The organism is Salinibacillus xinjiangensis, from assembly GCF_009649735.1.
GTDB lineage: Bacteria > Bacillota > Bacilli > Bacillales > Alkalibacillaceae > Salinibacillus > Salinibacillus xinjiangensis.
The window spans coordinates 279,033-295,848 of sequence record NZ_WJNH01000002.1 but is presented as its reverse complement, the minus strand read 5'-3'; the positions used below and the strand labels follow the sequence as shown (position 1 = coordinate 295,848).

The following is a 16,816-nucleotide window of genomic DNA, read 5'->3' as shown; positions in this document are numbered from 1 at the left end:
AATAAGCTTTTGGGAAGAATGGGAAGTAACTACCTCTTGTCAAAATTTGCACTTCTGCTAGAAAGTAAAACAAAATAACATAATAGGCCGAAGAAACAAGAAATAAACAAGGCGTGTGCTAAAGCAATATATAGATTTAAAATGGTGAAAATAATAAACGCACCAAATGTCACTTGTAGAATTATAAGAATTAGTGCAGCTAGCCAACCATAATACATAACCTTTTGTTGATAATATTGCTTAGAAACACGAACAAAAAGATAGATCACCCATAGAAATAGAATTCCCGCAGCGAACCTATGACCCATTTGTATCCACTGGTCCATGCTAAAGGTTCCTATATCTGCACCTTTCTCACATAGAGGCCAATCTTTACAAACTAAGCTTGCTTCGGCGTGACGCACAAGGGCACCAGTATAAACAACAGCCAAGGTGTACCAAAATAATCCATAAATTTGTCGTCTTAATGACTTGTCAATAATTAAAGACTCCGCATCAAATTTCTTATCAATTTCAAAAATGATAAGGGTTAGTAGGAACACAGCTGCAAATGATATTAAAGAGATTCCGAAGTGCAGTGCTAGAACGAAATCTGATTGTCCCCATACAACAGCAGCTGCCCCTATTAATCCCTGAAGAACCAAAAAGAAAATCGAGATAAAGGATAGAAATTTTGTTTCCCTAACGCTTCCAAAGTATTTCCACGCTAGTGTAGATAAAGCTAATACGAGAATTCCAACAGTTCCTGAAACAAGTCGGTGACTTAATTCGATAATTAACTCTATGTTAAAATCACTCGGGATCAACTCACCATTACATAAAGGCCAGCTTCGTCCACAACCTAAGCCTGACTCCGTTTTGGTGACTAAAGCGCCTCCCACCAAAACAAATAGCATTCCGATCGTAGATAAAACGGAAAGCCATTTTAAAAATTTTATCATATTCATTACCTACCATTCTCAATTAAAGTCCATTACTTCCATCTTAATATAAAAAATTGCTTAACAAAAATGTATTTCTAACAAAATTATTACAAAAGATATGCTATCATGATTTAAGGAAGTTTTCACTATTAATAAATTAAAAATACTAAAAAGCTTGCATAATTACTATTTCTTTGCTAGAAATAAATAGGGTCGTTTAAACAAAGAACGCCTTTTTAAGAAGAAAAGAATACATAATTGTTTTCTAGGGTTATAATTGAAGAAATTTTAATAAAAGTCATAAATTTGTCACACATTCTCACTGAAGGTGTGATTAAATAGATGTTAATAGGATGCATGTTAAAATATAATAATGATTTTATGTTTTTTACAAATCGACAAAAAGTATATTATTGAACTTATACCACTTCATATATAAGCAGGCAGAGAGGAAGGGTAAGATGAATAACCCTAGGTCTATTGGGACTACTACAACTCAGATGATGGAATCAGAGAAAGATCAATCCAACACAGCAACATCCCTTTGGAGCGATTTTCTATCCTTAATAAAAATAGGAATTATTAATTCCAATTTGATGACAACATTCGCCGGATTTTGGCTGGCATTATTTTATACACAATCATCCTTTTTTTCACTATGGCAGAGCTTTTTGTTCGTTATGTTTGGAACAGCGTTTGTCATTGCCGGTGGTTGTATATTAAACAATTATTATGACAGAGACATTGATACGAAAATGTCTAGGACGAAAAAAAGACCAACTGTAACAGGGACCATAACGAATTCGCAGGTATTATGGTTGGGAGTTGGATTTTCAGCGATAGGTTTTATTTTATTATATTTTAGTACGGCATGGGCTGCGTTAGCTGGCTTATTTGGTTGGTTTACATATGTCGTTTTATATACAATGTGGTCTAAGCGTCGTTACACGCTAAATACAGTGATTGGAAGCTTCTCAGGAGCAGCACCACCACTCATTGGTTGGTTTGCTGTTGACCCAAGTTTTCATCCTGTTGCCTTTGTGCTATTTTTAATCTTGTTTATTTGGCAAATGCCACATTTCTTAGCTTTGGCAATGATGAAAACGACTGATTATAAGGAAGCAGGTATTCCAATGTTACCTGTTGTTCATGGATTTTCAATTACAAAGCGACAAATTGCCGTTTATGTAGCATGTCTCTTGCCTTTGCCATTTTATTTGGGCTCACTAGGCATTATCTTTATAGGATTAGCTACTATATTAAACGTAGGTTGGTTAATACTATCTATTAGTGGATTCTTTGTAAAAGATGACTTGAAATGGGCAAGGTGGATGTTTATTTATTCATTAAATTACTTAACTGTTTTATCACTTGCAATGGTGATTGCCACTTTACCGTCATTTTTTTAATACAGTTAGGTGAATAAAGTTTCTTCATCTAGCTTTATATTAATATTAAATACACATACAAGAGAAAGAGGGGTATTAATTCATGAAAGGATGGATGGATAAGTTTAAAGCTCTGTTTTTAGTAAGTGGAATAGCACTTATACTTTCAGGCTGTGGAAATCCATACTTAAGTGCCTTACAACCTAAGGGTGAAGGGGCAGACATGATTCTCGATCTCATGATTTTGAGTATCGTTATCATGATTTTTGTGTTCCTAATTGTAATGGCTATTTATACTTATGTATTAGTCCGTTTTCGACAGAAAAAAGGTAATGAGGACTATGTTCCAAAACAGGTAGAGGGAAACCATATGTTGGAGACCTTGTGGACTGTTATTCCAATTATTTTACTTTTAATTCTTGCAGTTCCAACAGTGCAATACACATTTGCGCTATCTGATACAACTCCAGAAACAACGGAGGGTGAAGATGGGGAAAATGCAGAAGAAGCCATTTGGATTGATGTAACAGGTAAACAATTCTGGTGGAATTTTGACTACAGAGGTATGGATATTCAAACTAGTCAAGATTTATATATTCCAACAGATCGTAGAGTTTATCTTACATTATCATCAGGAGATGTCATTCACTCATTCTGGGTTCCGGCTGTATCAGGTAAGATGGACGTAAATCCTGGGAAAAATGAGAATGAAATGTTCTTAAACGCTACTGAAGAAGGCGTTTTCTGGGGGCATTGTGCAGAGTTCTGTGGACCTTCTCACTCATTAATGGACTTTAGAGTTGTAGCTGTAAGTCCTGGAGAATTTGACCAGTGGGTAGAAGAAATGCAAAACGTAGACCCTGATGCTCAACCAGAATCTGACGTAGCTCAAGAAGGTAAAGAATTATTTGCAGAAAACAGTTGTCTTAACTGTCACGCTATCGGTTCTTCACCAGCAATGATGGGGCCGAATGTTACAAACTTCGGTGACCGTTCAAAAATTGCCGGTATCCTTGATTACAACAAAGAAAATCTTGTTAGCTGGATTCTAAATCCTGATAAGCATAAGCCAGGCAACTTAATGTCAGGTAACTATACAGTACCAAGTAGAGAAGATGCAAATAAGATTGCTGAGTACTTAATGACATTAAGTCCAAGTGAGATTGGGCCAGATGATGCTCAGGATGACGATTATTTACAACCTAAGAAAAAAGAAGAATCTAATAATGAAGAAACAGAAAACAAAGAAGATGAAACTGCCGAAGAAGAGAGTAAAGATGAAGAGTAAGTTTCAAAGGAGGTTTAAAGCGTGAGTACAGCTACATTAGAAAAGCGTGGCTTCGGTGCAACCCTTTGGGATTATTTAACCACTGTGGACCACAAGAAGATTGCGATCCTATATTTACTTGGGGGGGCGTTCTTTTTCCTTCTTGGCGGTCTCGAAGCAATGCTTATTCGTTTACAACTTATGGTGCCTGATAATGAACTTATTGGAGCACAATTTTATAATGAAGTTATGACCATGCACGGAACAACTATGATTTTCTTGGCTGCAATGCCTTTGATATTTGCGTTTATGAATGCGGTAGTTCCGCTGCAAATTGGTGCACGTGATGTTGCGTTTCCATTTTTAAACTCATTGGGTTTTTGGTTGTTTTTATTTGGTGGTGTTTTACTTAACTGTTCATGGTTTTTAGGTGGTGCACCTGACGCTGGATGGACTGGTTATGCACCTTTATCAATTTGGTCGCCTACTCATGGCGTTGACTTTTATGCTGTAGGTTTGCAGATATCAGGTTTTGGTACGTTAATGGGTGGTATTAACTTTATCGTAACCATCGTTAATATGCGTGCTCCGGGAATGACATATATGCGTATGCCTCTTTTTACATGGACTGCATTTGTGGCTAGTATTTTAATTTTATTTGCATTCCCAGCATTAACTATTGGTTTATTCTTAATGACATTTGACCGTTTATTTGGAGCCAATTTCTTTGTTCCAGATATGGGTGGAAATGAAATTATTTGGGAGCACATATTCTGGATATTTGGACACCCGGAAGTATACATTCTGGTATTACCAGCGTTTGGTATCTTTAGTGAAATTATCTCAACCTTTTCTAAGAAAAGACTATTTGGATATTCATCCATGGTATTTGCGACCGTGCTAATTGCATTCTTAGGATTTATGGTTTGGGCTCACCATATGTTTACAGTTGGTATGGGACCAATTGCAAACTCCATTTTCGCCATTGCAACCATGGCTATCGCTGTCCCTACTGGTATTAAGATCTTTAACTGGTTATTAACGATGTGGGGCGGAAATATAAGGATGACTACTCCTATGCTATGGGCAGCTGGGTTTATTCCTACATTTACAATCGGTGGTATGACTGGTGTTATGGTTGCTGTAGCTGCAGCTGACTTCCAATACCATGATACTTACTTTGTCGTGGCCCATTTCCACTATGTTATTGTTGGTGGGGTAGTATTCGGTTTAATTGCCGCTACCCATTACTGGTGGCCAATTATGTTTGGAAAAGTTTTAGATGAAAAACTAGGTAAGTGGACATTTTGGACATTCTTTATCGGTTTCCATTTAACTTTCTTTATCCAGCATTTCTTAGGATTAATTGGTATGCCACGTCGTTACTGGAAGTTTCTACCTGGCCAAGACCTTGAAACAGGTAACTTTATCAGTACAATTGGAGCATTATTAATGGCCGTTGGAACTATTATTTTACTATACAATGTTATTAAAACTACCGTTAAAGGGGAAATGTGTTCACAAGACCCTTGGGATGGTAGAACTTTGGAGTGGAGTATTCCAAACCCAACGCCACATTATAACTTTAAACAATTACCATTGGTTCGCGGACTTGACCCTGTATGGATTGAGAAAACACAAGGTAATGGTAAAGTTATCCCAGCCGAACCTGTGAATGATATTCACATGCCGAACAATTCCTTTTTACCATTTATGATTTCTTTAGGATTGTTCATTGCAGGTTTTGGTTTTATTTACAGACCAGATACAAGCTTTGGCTATGTATTAATTGCTATCGGTCTTATCATTACATTTGGTAGCATGTTAATTCGTTCTCTAAAGGATGACACAGGTCATCACATTCATAAAGAAGATCTTGAAAAAGAGGGGGCTGGGGTAGAATGAGTACACACGAAGATGTATTAAGCTCAGAAAATTTGCCACACGAACCCGAAAAAGCGACCCTTGAAGGCAAAAATAAGTTTTTAGGTTTTTGGTTCTTCCTCGGTGGTGAAACGGTACTATTCGCAAGTTTATTTGGAACCTATTTAGCATTACGAAATTCTTTTGGTAATGCGGAAGGCACACCAACTCAAGAGTTATTTGGCTTAGAATTGGTGTTCATTATGACAGTAATTCTTTTAACGAGTTCATTGACAAGTGTCTATGCTATGTACCATATGAAGAATCATGATTTTAAGAAAATGATGGTTTGGTTAGCCATTACCGTTATTCTTGGTGCATCATTCCTTGGTCTTGAAGTATATGAGTTTAATCATTACGTACATGAGTATGGTCATACATTTACTTCTCATGCATTTGGTTCAGCATTCTATGCGCTTGTTGGATTCCACGGTGCCCACGTTGCCTTTGGTCTCTGTTGGATTTTAGCTCTTATGTTTAGAAATGCTAAGAGAGGCTTGAATCTATATAATGCACCTAAGTTTTATATAGCAAGTTTATATTGGCACTTCATTGATGTTGTCTGGGTATTTATTTTCACAGTTGTTTACCTAATGGGAAAGGTGGGGTAATAAATGGCAAAGGACACCAATTCCAATCAATATCAAGATCAATTCTATAAGCAAAAACATAAAGAAGAAATGAAATACCAAGTGATTACATTTGCTATGATGATTGCTTTTACAATCATAGCATTTGGTCTAGTTGCAGGCCCTTTCAGTAAACTATTTGTAGTGCCTGTCATCCTAGTATTAGCTGGAGTTCAAGTACTTTTTCAACTTTATTATTTCATGCACATGAATCAAAAAGGGCATGAGATGCCAGCTATCATGATATACTCAGGTATATTCGCGGCTGTATTAACAATATTAGCTTTGACAACCATCACTTGGATTTAATAAAAAAGATCGAGGCATGAGCCTCGGTCTTTTTTAAATTAAATTAGAACATCCTTGGAATTTGTGACATTTGTTTGACGATAGGGCCATTTATTTCTATTCGGAAACACAAATCAGTTATAATGTAGTATAGGAAGAAGATTTTAATAAAACGGAGTGACAATAAATGTGGTCTAAATTACAAATTTTCGGGTTTCGAGCGTTATGGAGCCCATACTTTCTTTTGTTTATCATTGCCATTGGTATTGCTTATTACTTAGTAACAGGCCCTCTAAAACATAAGTTTGGCGGCAAAAATGAAGAGGAAGCTTCTGTTCAGCAAAAAGTTATGTTTTCTAGTTCGCTATTACTGTTGTATATAGTGAAAGGCTCCCCTGTGGATTTACTTTCACATATATCATTGATGGCACACATGATTCAAATGGCTTTCTATTATTTAGCATTCCCCATTTTATTTATTAAGGGAATTCCAACTTGGATTTGGAAAAAAATATTTAAAACTAGTGGTATCAAGCATGTATTAAATACATTAACAAAGCCATTAATTGCTATCTTTTTATTTAACTTCTTGTTTTCGATTTATCATATTCCAGCGATTCTGGACTTTTCCAAATCACATCAACTAGCTCACTCTAGTATTTCATTAATCCTGTTATTCTGTGCATTTTGCATGTGGTGGCCTCTGATGACACCAATCAAGGATCAACAGATTATGAAACCACTTTATAAAGTTTTATATATCTTTGGGAATGGAATACTTATCACGCCAGCTTGTGCGTTAATTATATTCTCAAGCTTTCCTATTTATGATACCTATTCAGATGTTCAAGCATGGAGCACAGCATTAAGCTTATGCGTGCCTGCAGATGTTCTTGGAGGCTTGTCACTGGGTGGACCAGAGTTAATCACCAAAGTTAGCGTCCTGCATGATCAACAAGCAGGTGGGATTATAATGAAGGTTTTACAGGAAATAATTTATGGAGCTGTGTTAACAACAACATTCTTTAAGTGGTACAACAGTGAGAATAGAGGAATTGATCCATTACCGAATCAAACGTAATTTTTTGTTTTACACTAGGAGGCCGTATTATGAATTTATTACCGACTTTAAGCACTGCCTTTATTGTTCTTTCGGCAATTTTAGTTGCCATTGGCTGGAGACTGATTGCAACTAATAAACGTGCTGCTCATCGAAAGGTAATGATTGCTGCAGCTATATCAGCTTTACTTTTCTTTATTATATATATGTCTAGAACGATATTTTTAGGAAATACATCATTTGGTGGTCCTGATGAACTTAAAATTTACTATACGATTTTCTTAATTTTTCATATAACCTTGGCAACAACTGGAGCTATCTTCGGCCTTGTAACTTTATACTTGGCATTTAAACGAAACATTAAAAAGCACCGAAAAATTGGACCTATTACGAGTATCATCTGGTTTGGATCTGCAATTACAGGAGTTATGGTTTATTTCTTTCTTTATGTATTGTATGACGGAGGAGAAACCACTAGTATGCTAAAGGCTATTTTCGGCTTTTGATATGAGTGCTCTGGAGGGATGTAGTTGAGACTGACAAAGAATCAGCTTTCGATTCTGGCGTTGGATCTACAGGATGTACAAGCACTACAACAGAACCCGTCCTTTTTGTTGCAAAGACACCAATTTCTTGTAGATGATGATTGGCCTAAGGATCATGTTAAAGCTCTCCTACCTATTTATAGTGAAATGTTAAGTGAAGATCAACGTTTTTTAGGGTTTGGGCCATGGCTTATTATTCAGAATCATACAAAACGGATTATAGGGGATATTTCAATACAGCTGTCTTCAGTCGGCAATAGGGAGGTAGAGATAGGCTATTACATCTACCCAGAATATAGAAGACTAGGATACGCAACAAAAGCAGTTCAAATGCTTTGTGACTGGGTATTAGAATGTCCAAAAGTGAACGTTGTGAGAGCCGAGTGTTCACGGACTAATACTGGTTCGCTTCAAGTTTTAACTAAATCAGGTTTTGAATGTGTTAAAGAACAAAAGGATATATTGATTTTTGCGAAAAGAAAGACCAGTATACAATAACACTTGTATACTGGTCTTTTAGCATAAGAATCATATTTTAAGTTTCCATTTAATGATCCCTGCTTCTTTTGCTGAGTTATAGGCTATTACAATTAAAGGACCGATGATAAAGCCCAATATTCCAAGCAGTTTAAGCCCTAAGTACATGGCAATCAAAGTGACTAAAGGAGAAAGTCCAATATGACGGCCCATCACTTTTGGTTCAACTGTACGTCTAATAGCAAGGAGTATTATCGCTAATATACCAAGTTTAGCTCCCATAGCAACATCACCTGCTAAAAACATATAAACTGACCACGGCCCTAAAATAGCAATAGATCCAATGATAGGGATAAAGTCTATGATCCAGATGATAATAGACATGATTATAGCCACTTCTGGTGCAATATACCATAGCCCAATCAAGCTAACAAAAAAGATGATAATACTGACAAGAAACTGTGCTTTAAAAAAGCCAATGATAACATATGCAAAGCGAGCGTTCATAAAACTGACTTTTTCAGCAGTTGTTTCTGTCATGAGGTCATATGCCTTCTGTTTCAGTCTTGGGAGTTCAAGCATAAATAAACAAAGTGCAATAAGGTATACAATAAAGCTAACTAGAAACTCAGGGACCTTGGCTACTATTCCTGCTATGTTTTCAATGGTAACCGTTTTGGAAATTTGCTCTCTAAACCCACCGAGATTTGATTGAATGGTTGCGGAAACCTCTTCAACGAAGTCTGATGGCATGCCTTGAGTGAATGTATTCATATCCGATTCTAAGTCATTTATTAATAATGTAATATTATTTATATAATCAGGAGCGTTCTCTGCTAATTTTACGAGTTGGGCAACTGATTTTGTTGTGACATAAGTTCCAATTGTACTTATAACAAGCAAAAATACAATAAATACTGCAATAACACTTATTTTTCGGTTAAAACGAAATCGAAAGCGCACAAAACGTACAACTGGATTTAAAAATAATGCAGTTAAGATGGCGAGTATGAGTGGTAAAGCGACAGGTAAAATAAAGAAAAAGATAAGTAGAAATAGGATTGTTAAAAAGATTAAAGTCCATTGGCGTTTCGTCAATTTACTGAACAATTTAATTATGTATCTCCTTTCGAGTATTACTCTAATTCAAATATAGCATATACCGCCCACTTTGAACATGAAAAACATGTAAAAAAGGCTATTGAATGATTTACAATTCAATAGCCTTTTCTTTATGAACATAATTAAGCATTTTCTTGTACTTTGAACTGATCAATTTGTTCTTTAACTTTTTTCAAAATTTGATTTGATTTCTCTACAATATTTTGAGGAAAGTCTTCACCATCTCCATATTCCACACCATGAGGATAGTAATGCTTACCTAAAAGAGGAGTGAGTAGCTTTATAACTGCATTCCCCTTATCCACGTCTCCTTCTACTGCATAGCCTTGTATACGTAAGTAAAACGTTTCGTTTTTTACAGGAGTATCCATTTTATAATCATATGTAACTCTTTCATAATCCCAGCCAGAAGCACGTATCATGCCTGCATTTTCCATAAGATGATCTAGTGGACGAAGCTCAACAACTGCATCCTCAATTCCATGTCCTTCTAATCTCATGTATTCCACCTCACATATATTTTCTCATTAACAATCTAAAACCATAATAGTATGAAATTCAATAATAATCAATTCTTTCTATAGAAATCCCCATAAAAGAGAAATATATGTAACAAAATGGACACAATAAATAAAAGGTGAAAGGGTATTCCTTTCATGTGAAGAATAACTATTAGGAGGTATAATGAAATGAAGTCCATGCGTGATATTATGACAACCAACGTTGAAACATGCTCAGCAGACGATTCCGTTCATGAGGCAGCTGTAAAAATGAAAAATTTAGATGTGGGTGCAATTCCAGTTGTAGATGGTCAAAAGAATTTAATGGGTATTGTTACAGACCGTGACCTTGTCATTCGAGGTTATGCGAGCAAAAAATCAGATTCAGCTAAAATTCAAGAGGTTATGAGTAATGATATGGTATCAGTTTCCCCTGATACGGATATACAAGAAGCAAGTCAAATTATGGCAGACAAACAAATTAGAAGATTACCGGTTGCTGAGAATGGAAAACTTGTTGGGATTGTTTCTCTTGGTGACCTTTCGCTTGATCAAAAATCAGATCAAGCAGCGGGACATGCACTTGGTCAAATTTCTGAACATCAACATAATGAACTACATTAATTTATTTAGAAAACCGCCTATGTAGGCGGTTTTTTTTTCGAGCTATTAAACTCCCTCATACTTGCTCGTTCTAGTTATGTATAATTTAAATAAAATGTGACTATAAAGGGAAATAGAGGAGAAGGATATATGAAAAAAATACTCGGATTTGTTATCACTGTAGCTATAATTTATTTGTTTATAGAGGATAAACCGCTGCCCTTTAACAGTATGACAACCAATATGCTATTTGAACAAACTGAACTACCATATTTTGAAACAAATATAGACGAAAAGAAGACTTTACCTGCACGCATTTTCGAAGGGGATTTATTTCAGTTATTCTCAGCAACAAAGGATGATGTTCTCGATATACTAGGAGAACCAGATCGTAAGGACCCTACATCATTTGGGTACGAATGGTGGGTATATGAAGGAATCTCTGGTCAATACATTCAAGTCGGCATGAAGGATCAAAAGTCAGTTACTGTATTTGCAACGGGAACAGACTTACCTATGAGTCCTGTCAATATTGGTGACAAATATAGTCACGTTGAGGAATATTTTCCGTTTAACGAAAAAATAGAATTCGAAACAGAACAAGGCTCCTATCATTTTGAACTTGATGATGAGGAATTGACTCAAAAACCATTAGTCAAATTTAAGAATGATTATTTTGCACAGTTTTATTTTGATACTTTTACCAATGAATTGTCATCGCTTCGCTTAATGGATAGTGAAACTCTTTTACATATGAAGCCATTCTCTCTAAAATATTATGGTCGTATTCCTGAGGCGTCTCCTACAAATGGAGAGTGGGAGAAAATTCAGGCTGGTCGTGAAAAGCAAATCCTTGCCATAAGCAATCAGATACGTCAGAGGTTTTTACTAGACCCCTTTCAGTGGGATGAGTCTGTAGCAGAGGTGGCGTTTTCGCACAGTAAGGATATGGTAATAAATAATTATTTCTCTCACTACGACCCAGATGGAGATGGATTAAAGGAAAGGCTAACTAAGAATAATGTTAAATACTTATCAGCTGGTGAAAATATTGCTGCCCAATATCCTGATGCAGCTTCAGCTGTTGAGGGGTGGTTAAATAGTGAAGGGCACCGTAGAGCATTACTAAATGCTGATTTTACTCACCTTGGTTCTGGTGTTTATCGTGATTATTACACACAAAACTTTGTGCAGAAATTACAATGATTTTGCATAACCTGAGCACAAAGCGCCTATGATTTACATAAAATATGGGTAGTAAATTGTGTACAGGTGAGGTGAAATCATGTCAAGTCTACACCCAAAAGTAGCGAAGTTTAGGTCATTTGTTGAAAAGCATCCAAAACTAATCGATCATGTCCGTAACAATAAGGAGAGCTGGCAGCCTTATTATGAAAAGTGGATTTTGTACGGTGAAGATGATCCTTACTGGGAATCATTTCGAGATTATGATGACAGGAAGGAAACAGATCGAGACAACCAGGAATTGTTCCAAAAATTATCTAATATGATGAATAATGTGGATCTAAATAAGCTACAAGAGCAAATGCATCAACTGAATGGAGTCATATCAAATGTACAATCAGTTATCCAGCAATTTCAACATCAAAAACCACATCATCGCATGCCGATGAATCACCAGCAGCAAAGACCGAATCCATTTAAATTTGGAAAGGATTAAGGAGGGATCGGATGCAGCCTAGTGTATACAATTACCTACGTAACCGCCCTGACCTCTTACATTTTGTTCGTATGAATCCGTCCTGGTATCGTATACTATCACGTAACCCCGAACAAATCGTACTGTTAGAAAAAACCTCCAAGGCGTTTTATGGAAAAACGTTAACGCAAAAGGTTGGAAAGTTAAATGAAAGTCTAAGTCTTTTATCAATGCTACTCTCTATGAGTGATATCTTAAATGACCAATCCTATGAATAATGATTTCCAAATGTCCCTTCATTTGTTATGATAATAAGTGGAGGTGGATACAATGCTCGCCACAATGGAAATTGTAGATGTACTTGATCGTGCAGAGGGAATCGGACAGATGATTTTACAGTCTGAAACAATGAAAACATATGAAGAAGCAAAACATAGATTAGAGCAAAATGAGGAAGCACAAAAGCTCATTTCAAATTTTATAAAATTGAAAGACCAGTATGAGGAAGTACAGCGCTTTGGCCGTTATCATCCAGATTATAGTAAAATCACGAAAGAAGTCAGAACGGTGAAGCGAGAAATGGATATGCACGAAGCTGTTTCTACCTATAAGCGTGCTGAAACTGAATTGCAGGCCCTTCTAGACGATGTGAGTGCTATATTAGCAGAAGAGGTTAGCCCATCCATTAAAGTACCTAGAGACGGTGCTGTATTCAAGGATAAAGGCTGTGGATGTGGCAGTGGAGGCAGCTGTGGTTGTGCTTCATAAACCCGATTATTTCTGCTAGACTAGAAGAAAAGTAAATGGGGAATAGGTATGCGAATAAAAAGACAAGGACTCTTTGTGTGGATTAAAAATATGAAGAGTGCAAGAAAGTTACGTAAATATGGACATATCATCACAGTTTCAAAAAAGCAAAAGTATGTATTACTTTATGTCAATCAAGACGATCTTGAAGATACCATGGAGACGATTCATAAGCTTCCGTTTGTATTTAAAGTTGAGCCTTCCTATAAACCATTTATTAAGACGGAATTCGAAAAGGTGAAAACGAATCAAACGAAAGATTACGATTATAACTATGGTCTTTAAGAAATCGCAATAACTACGGTTGTAAAAAAAACCTTGCCATTAGGCAAGGTTTTTTTATTTATTTTAGCGGTGATATAAAATGATTCGTTCTTAATATCCCAATTAAATGTTGAAAGTATAACTCCTGCTCACCGAAATGTGTGGAAGGCTGTACCGTAATCTCTATGACTTTCTTATCAAGCTCTTCAGCTAGCCCTTTAAATAAGTCAAATCGTTTGCTTGTTTGAGTAAATCCTTCTTTGCACATATAAATCGGCTGGAAATCACCTGTAGTTGTCGGTTTCATTACAATCGCAACCGATGTTTTACTATTTTCTTTCTCATTAGTATGAAAGGCAATGAGGTGTTCTACCCGATGTGACATCTCACTACCTAAAGTAAGCAGCTCATAAAAATCAGAATAACCTTCTCCCAAATATATAAATCGTTGGATCATTGCGTTCACCTCGAGTGGATTGGTATGTATTCAAGTGTAAAGTCTAGCATGCTCAAAAAAAAGAAACAAGCAAATAAGTTAATTGTTTAGTCCAAAAAAAACGCCTGCAGAAAAAATCTGCAGGCTCTCTTTGTTATCATTAACAAAGAGACAAAAAAGGGAGAGGAGAAACCGGAGGAAGAACTTATGGGGAAACGTAAGCCTTCTCCGTTTCAGAACGAATTTTATTTCGTTCTCATCTTACATTTTGACCATTCATTGGCTATCTTATTCATTTTTACAGGAAAAATTTTTGATGGTTTTTTATCGTTAGAAGTGGTGGCAAATTCCATTTTTATGGTAGGATAACAGTAATTAACATCAAATCGTGAAATACCAAGGATAAAGAATTACACGAATAGAACATGGAGTGAACATCAAATGCGTGTTGTATCAGGAAAATATAAAGGACATCCTCTAAAGCCTATGCCTGGCAAGCAAACAAGACCGACAACAGATAAGGTTAAAGAAGCCATTTTCCAAGTGATTGGCCCTTATTTTGATGGAGGGTTAGGTTTAGATTTGTTTGCCGGTAGTGGAGGATTAGGCATAGAGGCAATTAGTAGAGGAGCTGATAAAGTACTTTTTGTGGACAAGCATCCTCGTGCAATACAAGCCATTAACCAAAACATTCAAACATTGAATATTAAGGATCAAACAGAGGTATATAAAACAGATGCCTTTCGTGCTTTAAAAGCAGCAGCGAAGAGAGGTTTCGTATTTGATTGGATTTTCTTAGATCCACCTTATGAGCGTGTTTCCTTCCAATCCTTGTTTGAATCCATTGTGAACTTAAATCTAGTTCAGGAAGGCAGTATATTGGTTTGTGAGCATTCTACTAATGATTCATTACCTCAGGATTTCGAACAACTAGAGCAGATGAAAAAAGTTGAATACGGAAGTACGATAGCACTTAGTTTGTACCGAGTCATTTAAGGAGGAATAAAGATGTCAAAAACCGTTGTTTTCCCAGGTAGTTTTGATCCTGTAACAAATGGCCACCTAGATTTAATTGACCGAGCTACTAAAATGTTTGATCACGTAGTTGTAGCGGTATTACATAATCAAGCCAAGTCACCTTTATTTTCGTTAGAGGAAAAAATCAATATGTTAGAAGAGGCCACAGCATCATTAGACAATGTTGAGGTAGATGCTTCCTCAGGACTACTTGTAGACTATGCCAAGGAAAAAAACGCCTGTGCTATTGTTAGAGGACTGCGCTCGGTTAGTGATTTTGAATATGAAGTTCCACAGGCTTCGATGAATCGTAAGCTTAATGAAGAAATAGATACCATTTTTCTAATCACTAAGGATGAATATGCACCACTTAGTTCTAGTCTAGTGAAAGAAGTAGCGAAATTTAATGGGGACATTAGTGAATTTGTCCCCGAAGTTGTTGCCAAGGGGTTGAAAGAAAAGCTTAAGTAAGGCTACTCTTTAAATCTTATTGCAAAGAATTCGTGAAAATACATCAATAGAAAGAGCTCACTTTTGCCAAAGTGAGCTCCTTCTATTCATAATTATTTAGATAATCTCTTCATTATAATGAGTACACCGATTAATAAGGAAAATAAGGTAAACATCGGTCCGTATTGCTGAAAAAATACAAGGGCTTCACTCCATATGGAAGTCGGATGAACATAGTCCACTACCGGAACGTCACCCATTTTATCCGGCTTTATGTCAGAGTATAGGGGCTTAAATAAAATAATGGCCAAAATACTAGCAAAAGCCCCGTGTAATAGTCGACCAATAAAATAAGGAAAAAAACGGATGTCAGTCTCAGCTAAAATACTAGCAACCTGGGCTTGTACTGATAGACCATTAAAGCCTAAAATAAAGCATACAATAATGATTTGTTGTAGCAATGGTGTAGTGGTTTGGGCTGTCATTTGTGCTCCTAGTGTAATTTCAAAAAGTCCCGCAATAAATGGGATGGATAAGCTATCTGGTAATCCAAAGATGGAAAATATAAAGTTAAATATATTTGCTATAAATGGCGTAATATCCGCAATAAACAATAATTTATTAATAACGGAAAAAATAATGATAAATCCACCAATCATCAATAGGGTTTGCAGGGAATTGATAACAGAATCACCTAAGATTTTGCCAAAGGGCTTATTATTTCGTAATCGAGTCGCATGCAGCTCGTAAAAGGCTCTTTTAATCGAAAAACGAGATTTTTTAGGCTGATGAAACTCTCGTTTTCCGTAAAAACGCATGCAAATCCCAACAAAGAAATTGCCTAAATAATGACATACAGCAAGTAGGATCCCAAGCTGCTCATCGTGGAAAAATCCGACCGAAATGGCAGCAATGATAAACAATGGATTCGAAGCATTCGTAAATGAAACAAGACGTTCTGCTTCTATTTTTGAAATTTGCCTTTCTTGTCGTAGTCGTGCTGTAAGTTTTGCACCTGATGGATAACCACTAGCCATCCCCATAGCCCAAACAAAGCTGCCGGCACCCGGAACATTAAACAATGGTCTCATAAAGGGTTCACATAAAACACCAAAAAAGCGAACCACGCCAAAAGCGATTAATAATTCCGAGGTGATGAAAAAAGGCAGTAAGGAAGGAAATACAATCTCCCACCATAAACTAAGCCCTCTTAAGGAAGCTTCTAAAGACTGGTCAGGACTTTGGATAATCGCAAAACCTAAAAAAAGAGCTCCTGATGCAAATAAAATAGATTTCAATTTTTCATTCATCTAACTAGTCCTCCTGCGTGGGTAATGGATATTCTGACGAATGGTCAAAGGAAAACAAGAGTGGTTTCATATCGCCTCGTACAAGCACACTTCTATACAATATACGCGCATGATTGTAGTTCTTATGCATAATATGTTAAAAAAACA

22 protein-coding genes are annotated in these 16,816 nt (G+C 36.3%); 17 read left to right on the top strand and 5 right to left on the bottom strand.

Going from position 1 to position 16,816, the window contains the following annotated elements:
• Positions 1-29: 29 nt before the first annotated feature.
• Positions 30-941, bottom strand: coding sequence for a COX15/CtaA family protein (locus GH754_RS04175; RefSeq protein WP_153727473.1), 912 nt, complete (start codon positions 939-941; stop codon positions 30-32).
• Positions 942-1,423: 482 nt separating this feature from the next.
• On the opposite strand from GH754_RS04175, the gene cyoE reads away from it, so the two are divergent.
• The 8 genes from cyoE (at position 1,424) to GH754_RS04135 (ending at position 8,521) form a co-directional block, all read left to right on the top strand.
• The gene (cyoE, locus tag GH754_RS04170) at positions 1,424-2,332 is read left to right on the top strand and encodes a heme o synthase (RefSeq protein ID WP_228550142.1); all 909 of its coding nucleotides are present in this window, start codon (positions 1,424-1,426) and stop codon (positions 2,330-2,332) included.
• An 82-nt stretch (positions 2,333-2,414) separates the two neighbouring features.
• Entirely contained in the window at positions 2,415-3,599 is a 1,185-nt protein-coding gene (coxB, locus tag GH754_RS04165; protein ID WP_153727471.1) for a cytochrome c oxidase subunit II, read from the top strand.
• 21 nt (positions 3,600-3,620) lie between these two features.
• The gene (ctaD, locus tag GH754_RS04160) at positions 3,621-5,483 is read left to right on the top strand and encodes a cytochrome c oxidase subunit I (RefSeq protein ID WP_323741845.1); all 1,863 of its coding nucleotides are present in this window, start codon (positions 3,621-3,623) and stop codon (positions 5,481-5,483) included.
• Positions 5,480-6,112: a cytochrome (ubi)quinol oxidase subunit III gene (locus tag GH754_RS04155; protein ID WP_153727470.1), complete on the top strand. Its 633-nt coding sequence runs from the start codon at positions 5,480-5,482 to the stop codon at positions 6,110-6,112. The genes ctaD and GH754_RS04155 overlap by 4 nt, the downstream gene beginning before the upstream one ends.
• Before the next feature lie 3 nt (positions 6,113-6,115).
• Positions 6,116-6,439, top strand: a complete 324-nt coding sequence (ctaF, locus tag GH754_RS04150) for a cytochrome c oxidase subunit IVB (RefSeq protein ID WP_153727469.1) — start codon at positions 6,116-6,118, stop codon at positions 6,437-6,439.
• Positions 6,440-6,605: 166 nt separating this feature from the next.
• Positions 6,606-7,499 carry a cytochrome c oxidase assembly factor CtaG gene (gene ctaG, locus GH754_RS04145; RefSeq protein WP_153727468.1) on the top strand — a complete coding sequence of 298 codons (894 nt, stop codon included), beginning with the start codon at positions 6,606-6,608 and terminating at the stop codon, positions 7,497-7,499.
• 29 nt (positions 7,500-7,528) lie between these two features.
• Positions 7,529-7,984, top strand: coding sequence for a DUF420 domain-containing protein (locus tag GH754_RS04140; RefSeq protein WP_153727467.1), 456 nt, complete (start codon positions 7,529-7,531; stop codon positions 7,982-7,984).
• A gap of 24 nt (positions 7,985-8,008) precedes the next feature.
• Complete coding sequence (locus GH754_RS04135) at positions 8,009-8,521, top strand: GNAT family N-acetyltransferase (protein ID WP_153727466.1); 513 nt, start codon at positions 8,009-8,011, stop codon at positions 8,519-8,521.
• Positions 8,522-8,551: 30 nt separating this feature from the next.
• On the opposite strand, the gene ytvI is transcribed toward GH754_RS04135, so the two are convergent.
• Positions 8,552-9,610, bottom strand: a complete 1,059-nt coding sequence (ytvI, locus tag GH754_RS04130; protein ID WP_153727465.1) for a sporulation integral membrane protein YtvI — start codon at positions 9,608-9,610, stop codon at positions 8,552-8,554.
• Positions 9,611-9,744: 134 nt separating this feature from the next.
• Positions 9,745-10,122, bottom strand: coding sequence for a YugN family protein (locus GH754_RS04125; RefSeq protein WP_153727464.1), 378 nt, complete (start codon positions 10,120-10,122; stop codon positions 9,745-9,747).
• A 189-nt stretch (positions 10,123-10,311) separates the two neighbouring features.
• Between GH754_RS04125 and GH754_RS04120 the strand changes: the two genes are divergently transcribed.
• From GH754_RS04120 to GH754_RS04095, 6 genes are all read left to right on the top strand, one after another.
• On the top strand, positions 10,312-10,746 hold the full coding sequence (locus tag GH754_RS04120; RefSeq protein ID WP_153727463.1) for a CBS domain-containing protein: 435 nt from the start codon (positions 10,312-10,314) through the stop codon (positions 10,744-10,746).
• A 129-nt stretch (positions 10,747-10,875) separates the two neighbouring features.
• Entirely contained in the window at positions 10,876-11,931 is a 1,056-nt protein-coding gene (locus tag GH754_RS04115) for a CAP domain-containing protein (protein ID WP_153727462.1), read from the top strand.
• A gap of 79 nt (positions 11,932-12,010) precedes the next feature.
• A complete protein-coding gene (gene ylbD, locus GH754_RS04110) occupies positions 12,011-12,406 on the top strand; it encodes a spore coat protein YlbD (RefSeq protein ID WP_153727461.1) in 396 nt (131 codons plus the stop codon).
• Positions 12,407-12,417: 11 nt separating this feature from the next.
• Positions 12,418-12,663, top strand: a complete 246-nt coding sequence (locus GH754_RS04105) for a YlbE-like family protein (RefSeq protein WP_153727460.1) — start codon at positions 12,418-12,420, stop codon at positions 12,661-12,663.
• 52 nt (positions 12,664-12,715) lie between these two features.
• Complete coding sequence (locus GH754_RS04100) at positions 12,716-13,153, top strand: YlbF family regulator (protein WP_153727459.1); 438 nt, start codon at positions 12,716-12,718, stop codon at positions 13,151-13,153.
• A 48-nt stretch (positions 13,154-13,201) separates the two neighbouring features.
• On the top strand, positions 13,202-13,477 hold the full coding sequence (locus tag GH754_RS04095) for a YlbG family protein (RefSeq protein ID WP_153727458.1): 276 nt from the start codon (positions 13,202-13,204) through the stop codon (positions 13,475-13,477).
• A gap of 58 nt (positions 13,478-13,535) precedes the next feature.
• On the opposite strand, the gene GH754_RS04090 is transcribed toward GH754_RS04095, so the two are convergent.
• Positions 13,536-13,913, bottom strand: a complete 378-nt coding sequence (locus GH754_RS04090; RefSeq protein WP_153727457.1) for a DUF7147 family protein — start codon at positions 13,911-13,913, stop codon at positions 13,536-13,538.
• 186 nt (positions 13,914-14,099) lie between these two features.
• Between GH754_RS04090 and GH754_RS04085 the strand changes: the two genes are divergently transcribed.
• The 3 genes from GH754_RS04085 (at position 14,100) to coaD (ending at position 15,380) form a co-directional block, all read left to right on the top strand.
• Positions 14,100-14,261, top strand: coding sequence for a hypothetical protein (locus tag GH754_RS04085; protein WP_153727456.1), 162 nt, complete (start codon positions 14,100-14,102; stop codon positions 14,259-14,261).
• A 72-nt stretch (positions 14,262-14,333) separates the two neighbouring features.
• Positions 14,334-14,888: a 16S rRNA (guanine(966)-N(2))-methyltransferase RsmD gene (gene rsmD / locus GH754_RS04080; protein ID WP_153727455.1), complete on the top strand. Its 555-nt coding sequence runs from the start codon at positions 14,334-14,336 to the stop codon at positions 14,886-14,888.
• Positions 14,889-14,900: 12 nt separating this feature from the next.
• Positions 14,901-15,380: a pantetheine-phosphate adenylyltransferase gene (coaD, locus tag GH754_RS04075; protein WP_153727454.1), complete on the top strand. Its 480-nt coding sequence runs from the start codon at positions 14,901-14,903 to the stop codon at positions 15,378-15,380.
• Positions 15,381-15,472: 92 nt separating this feature from the next.
• On the opposite strand, the gene ylbJ is transcribed toward coaD, so the two are convergent.
• Positions 15,473-16,669, bottom strand: a complete 1,197-nt coding sequence (gene ylbJ / locus GH754_RS04070; RefSeq protein ID WP_153727453.1) for a sporulation integral membrane protein YlbJ — start codon at positions 16,667-16,669, stop codon at positions 15,473-15,475.
• Positions 16,670-16,816 lie beyond the last annotated feature (147 nt).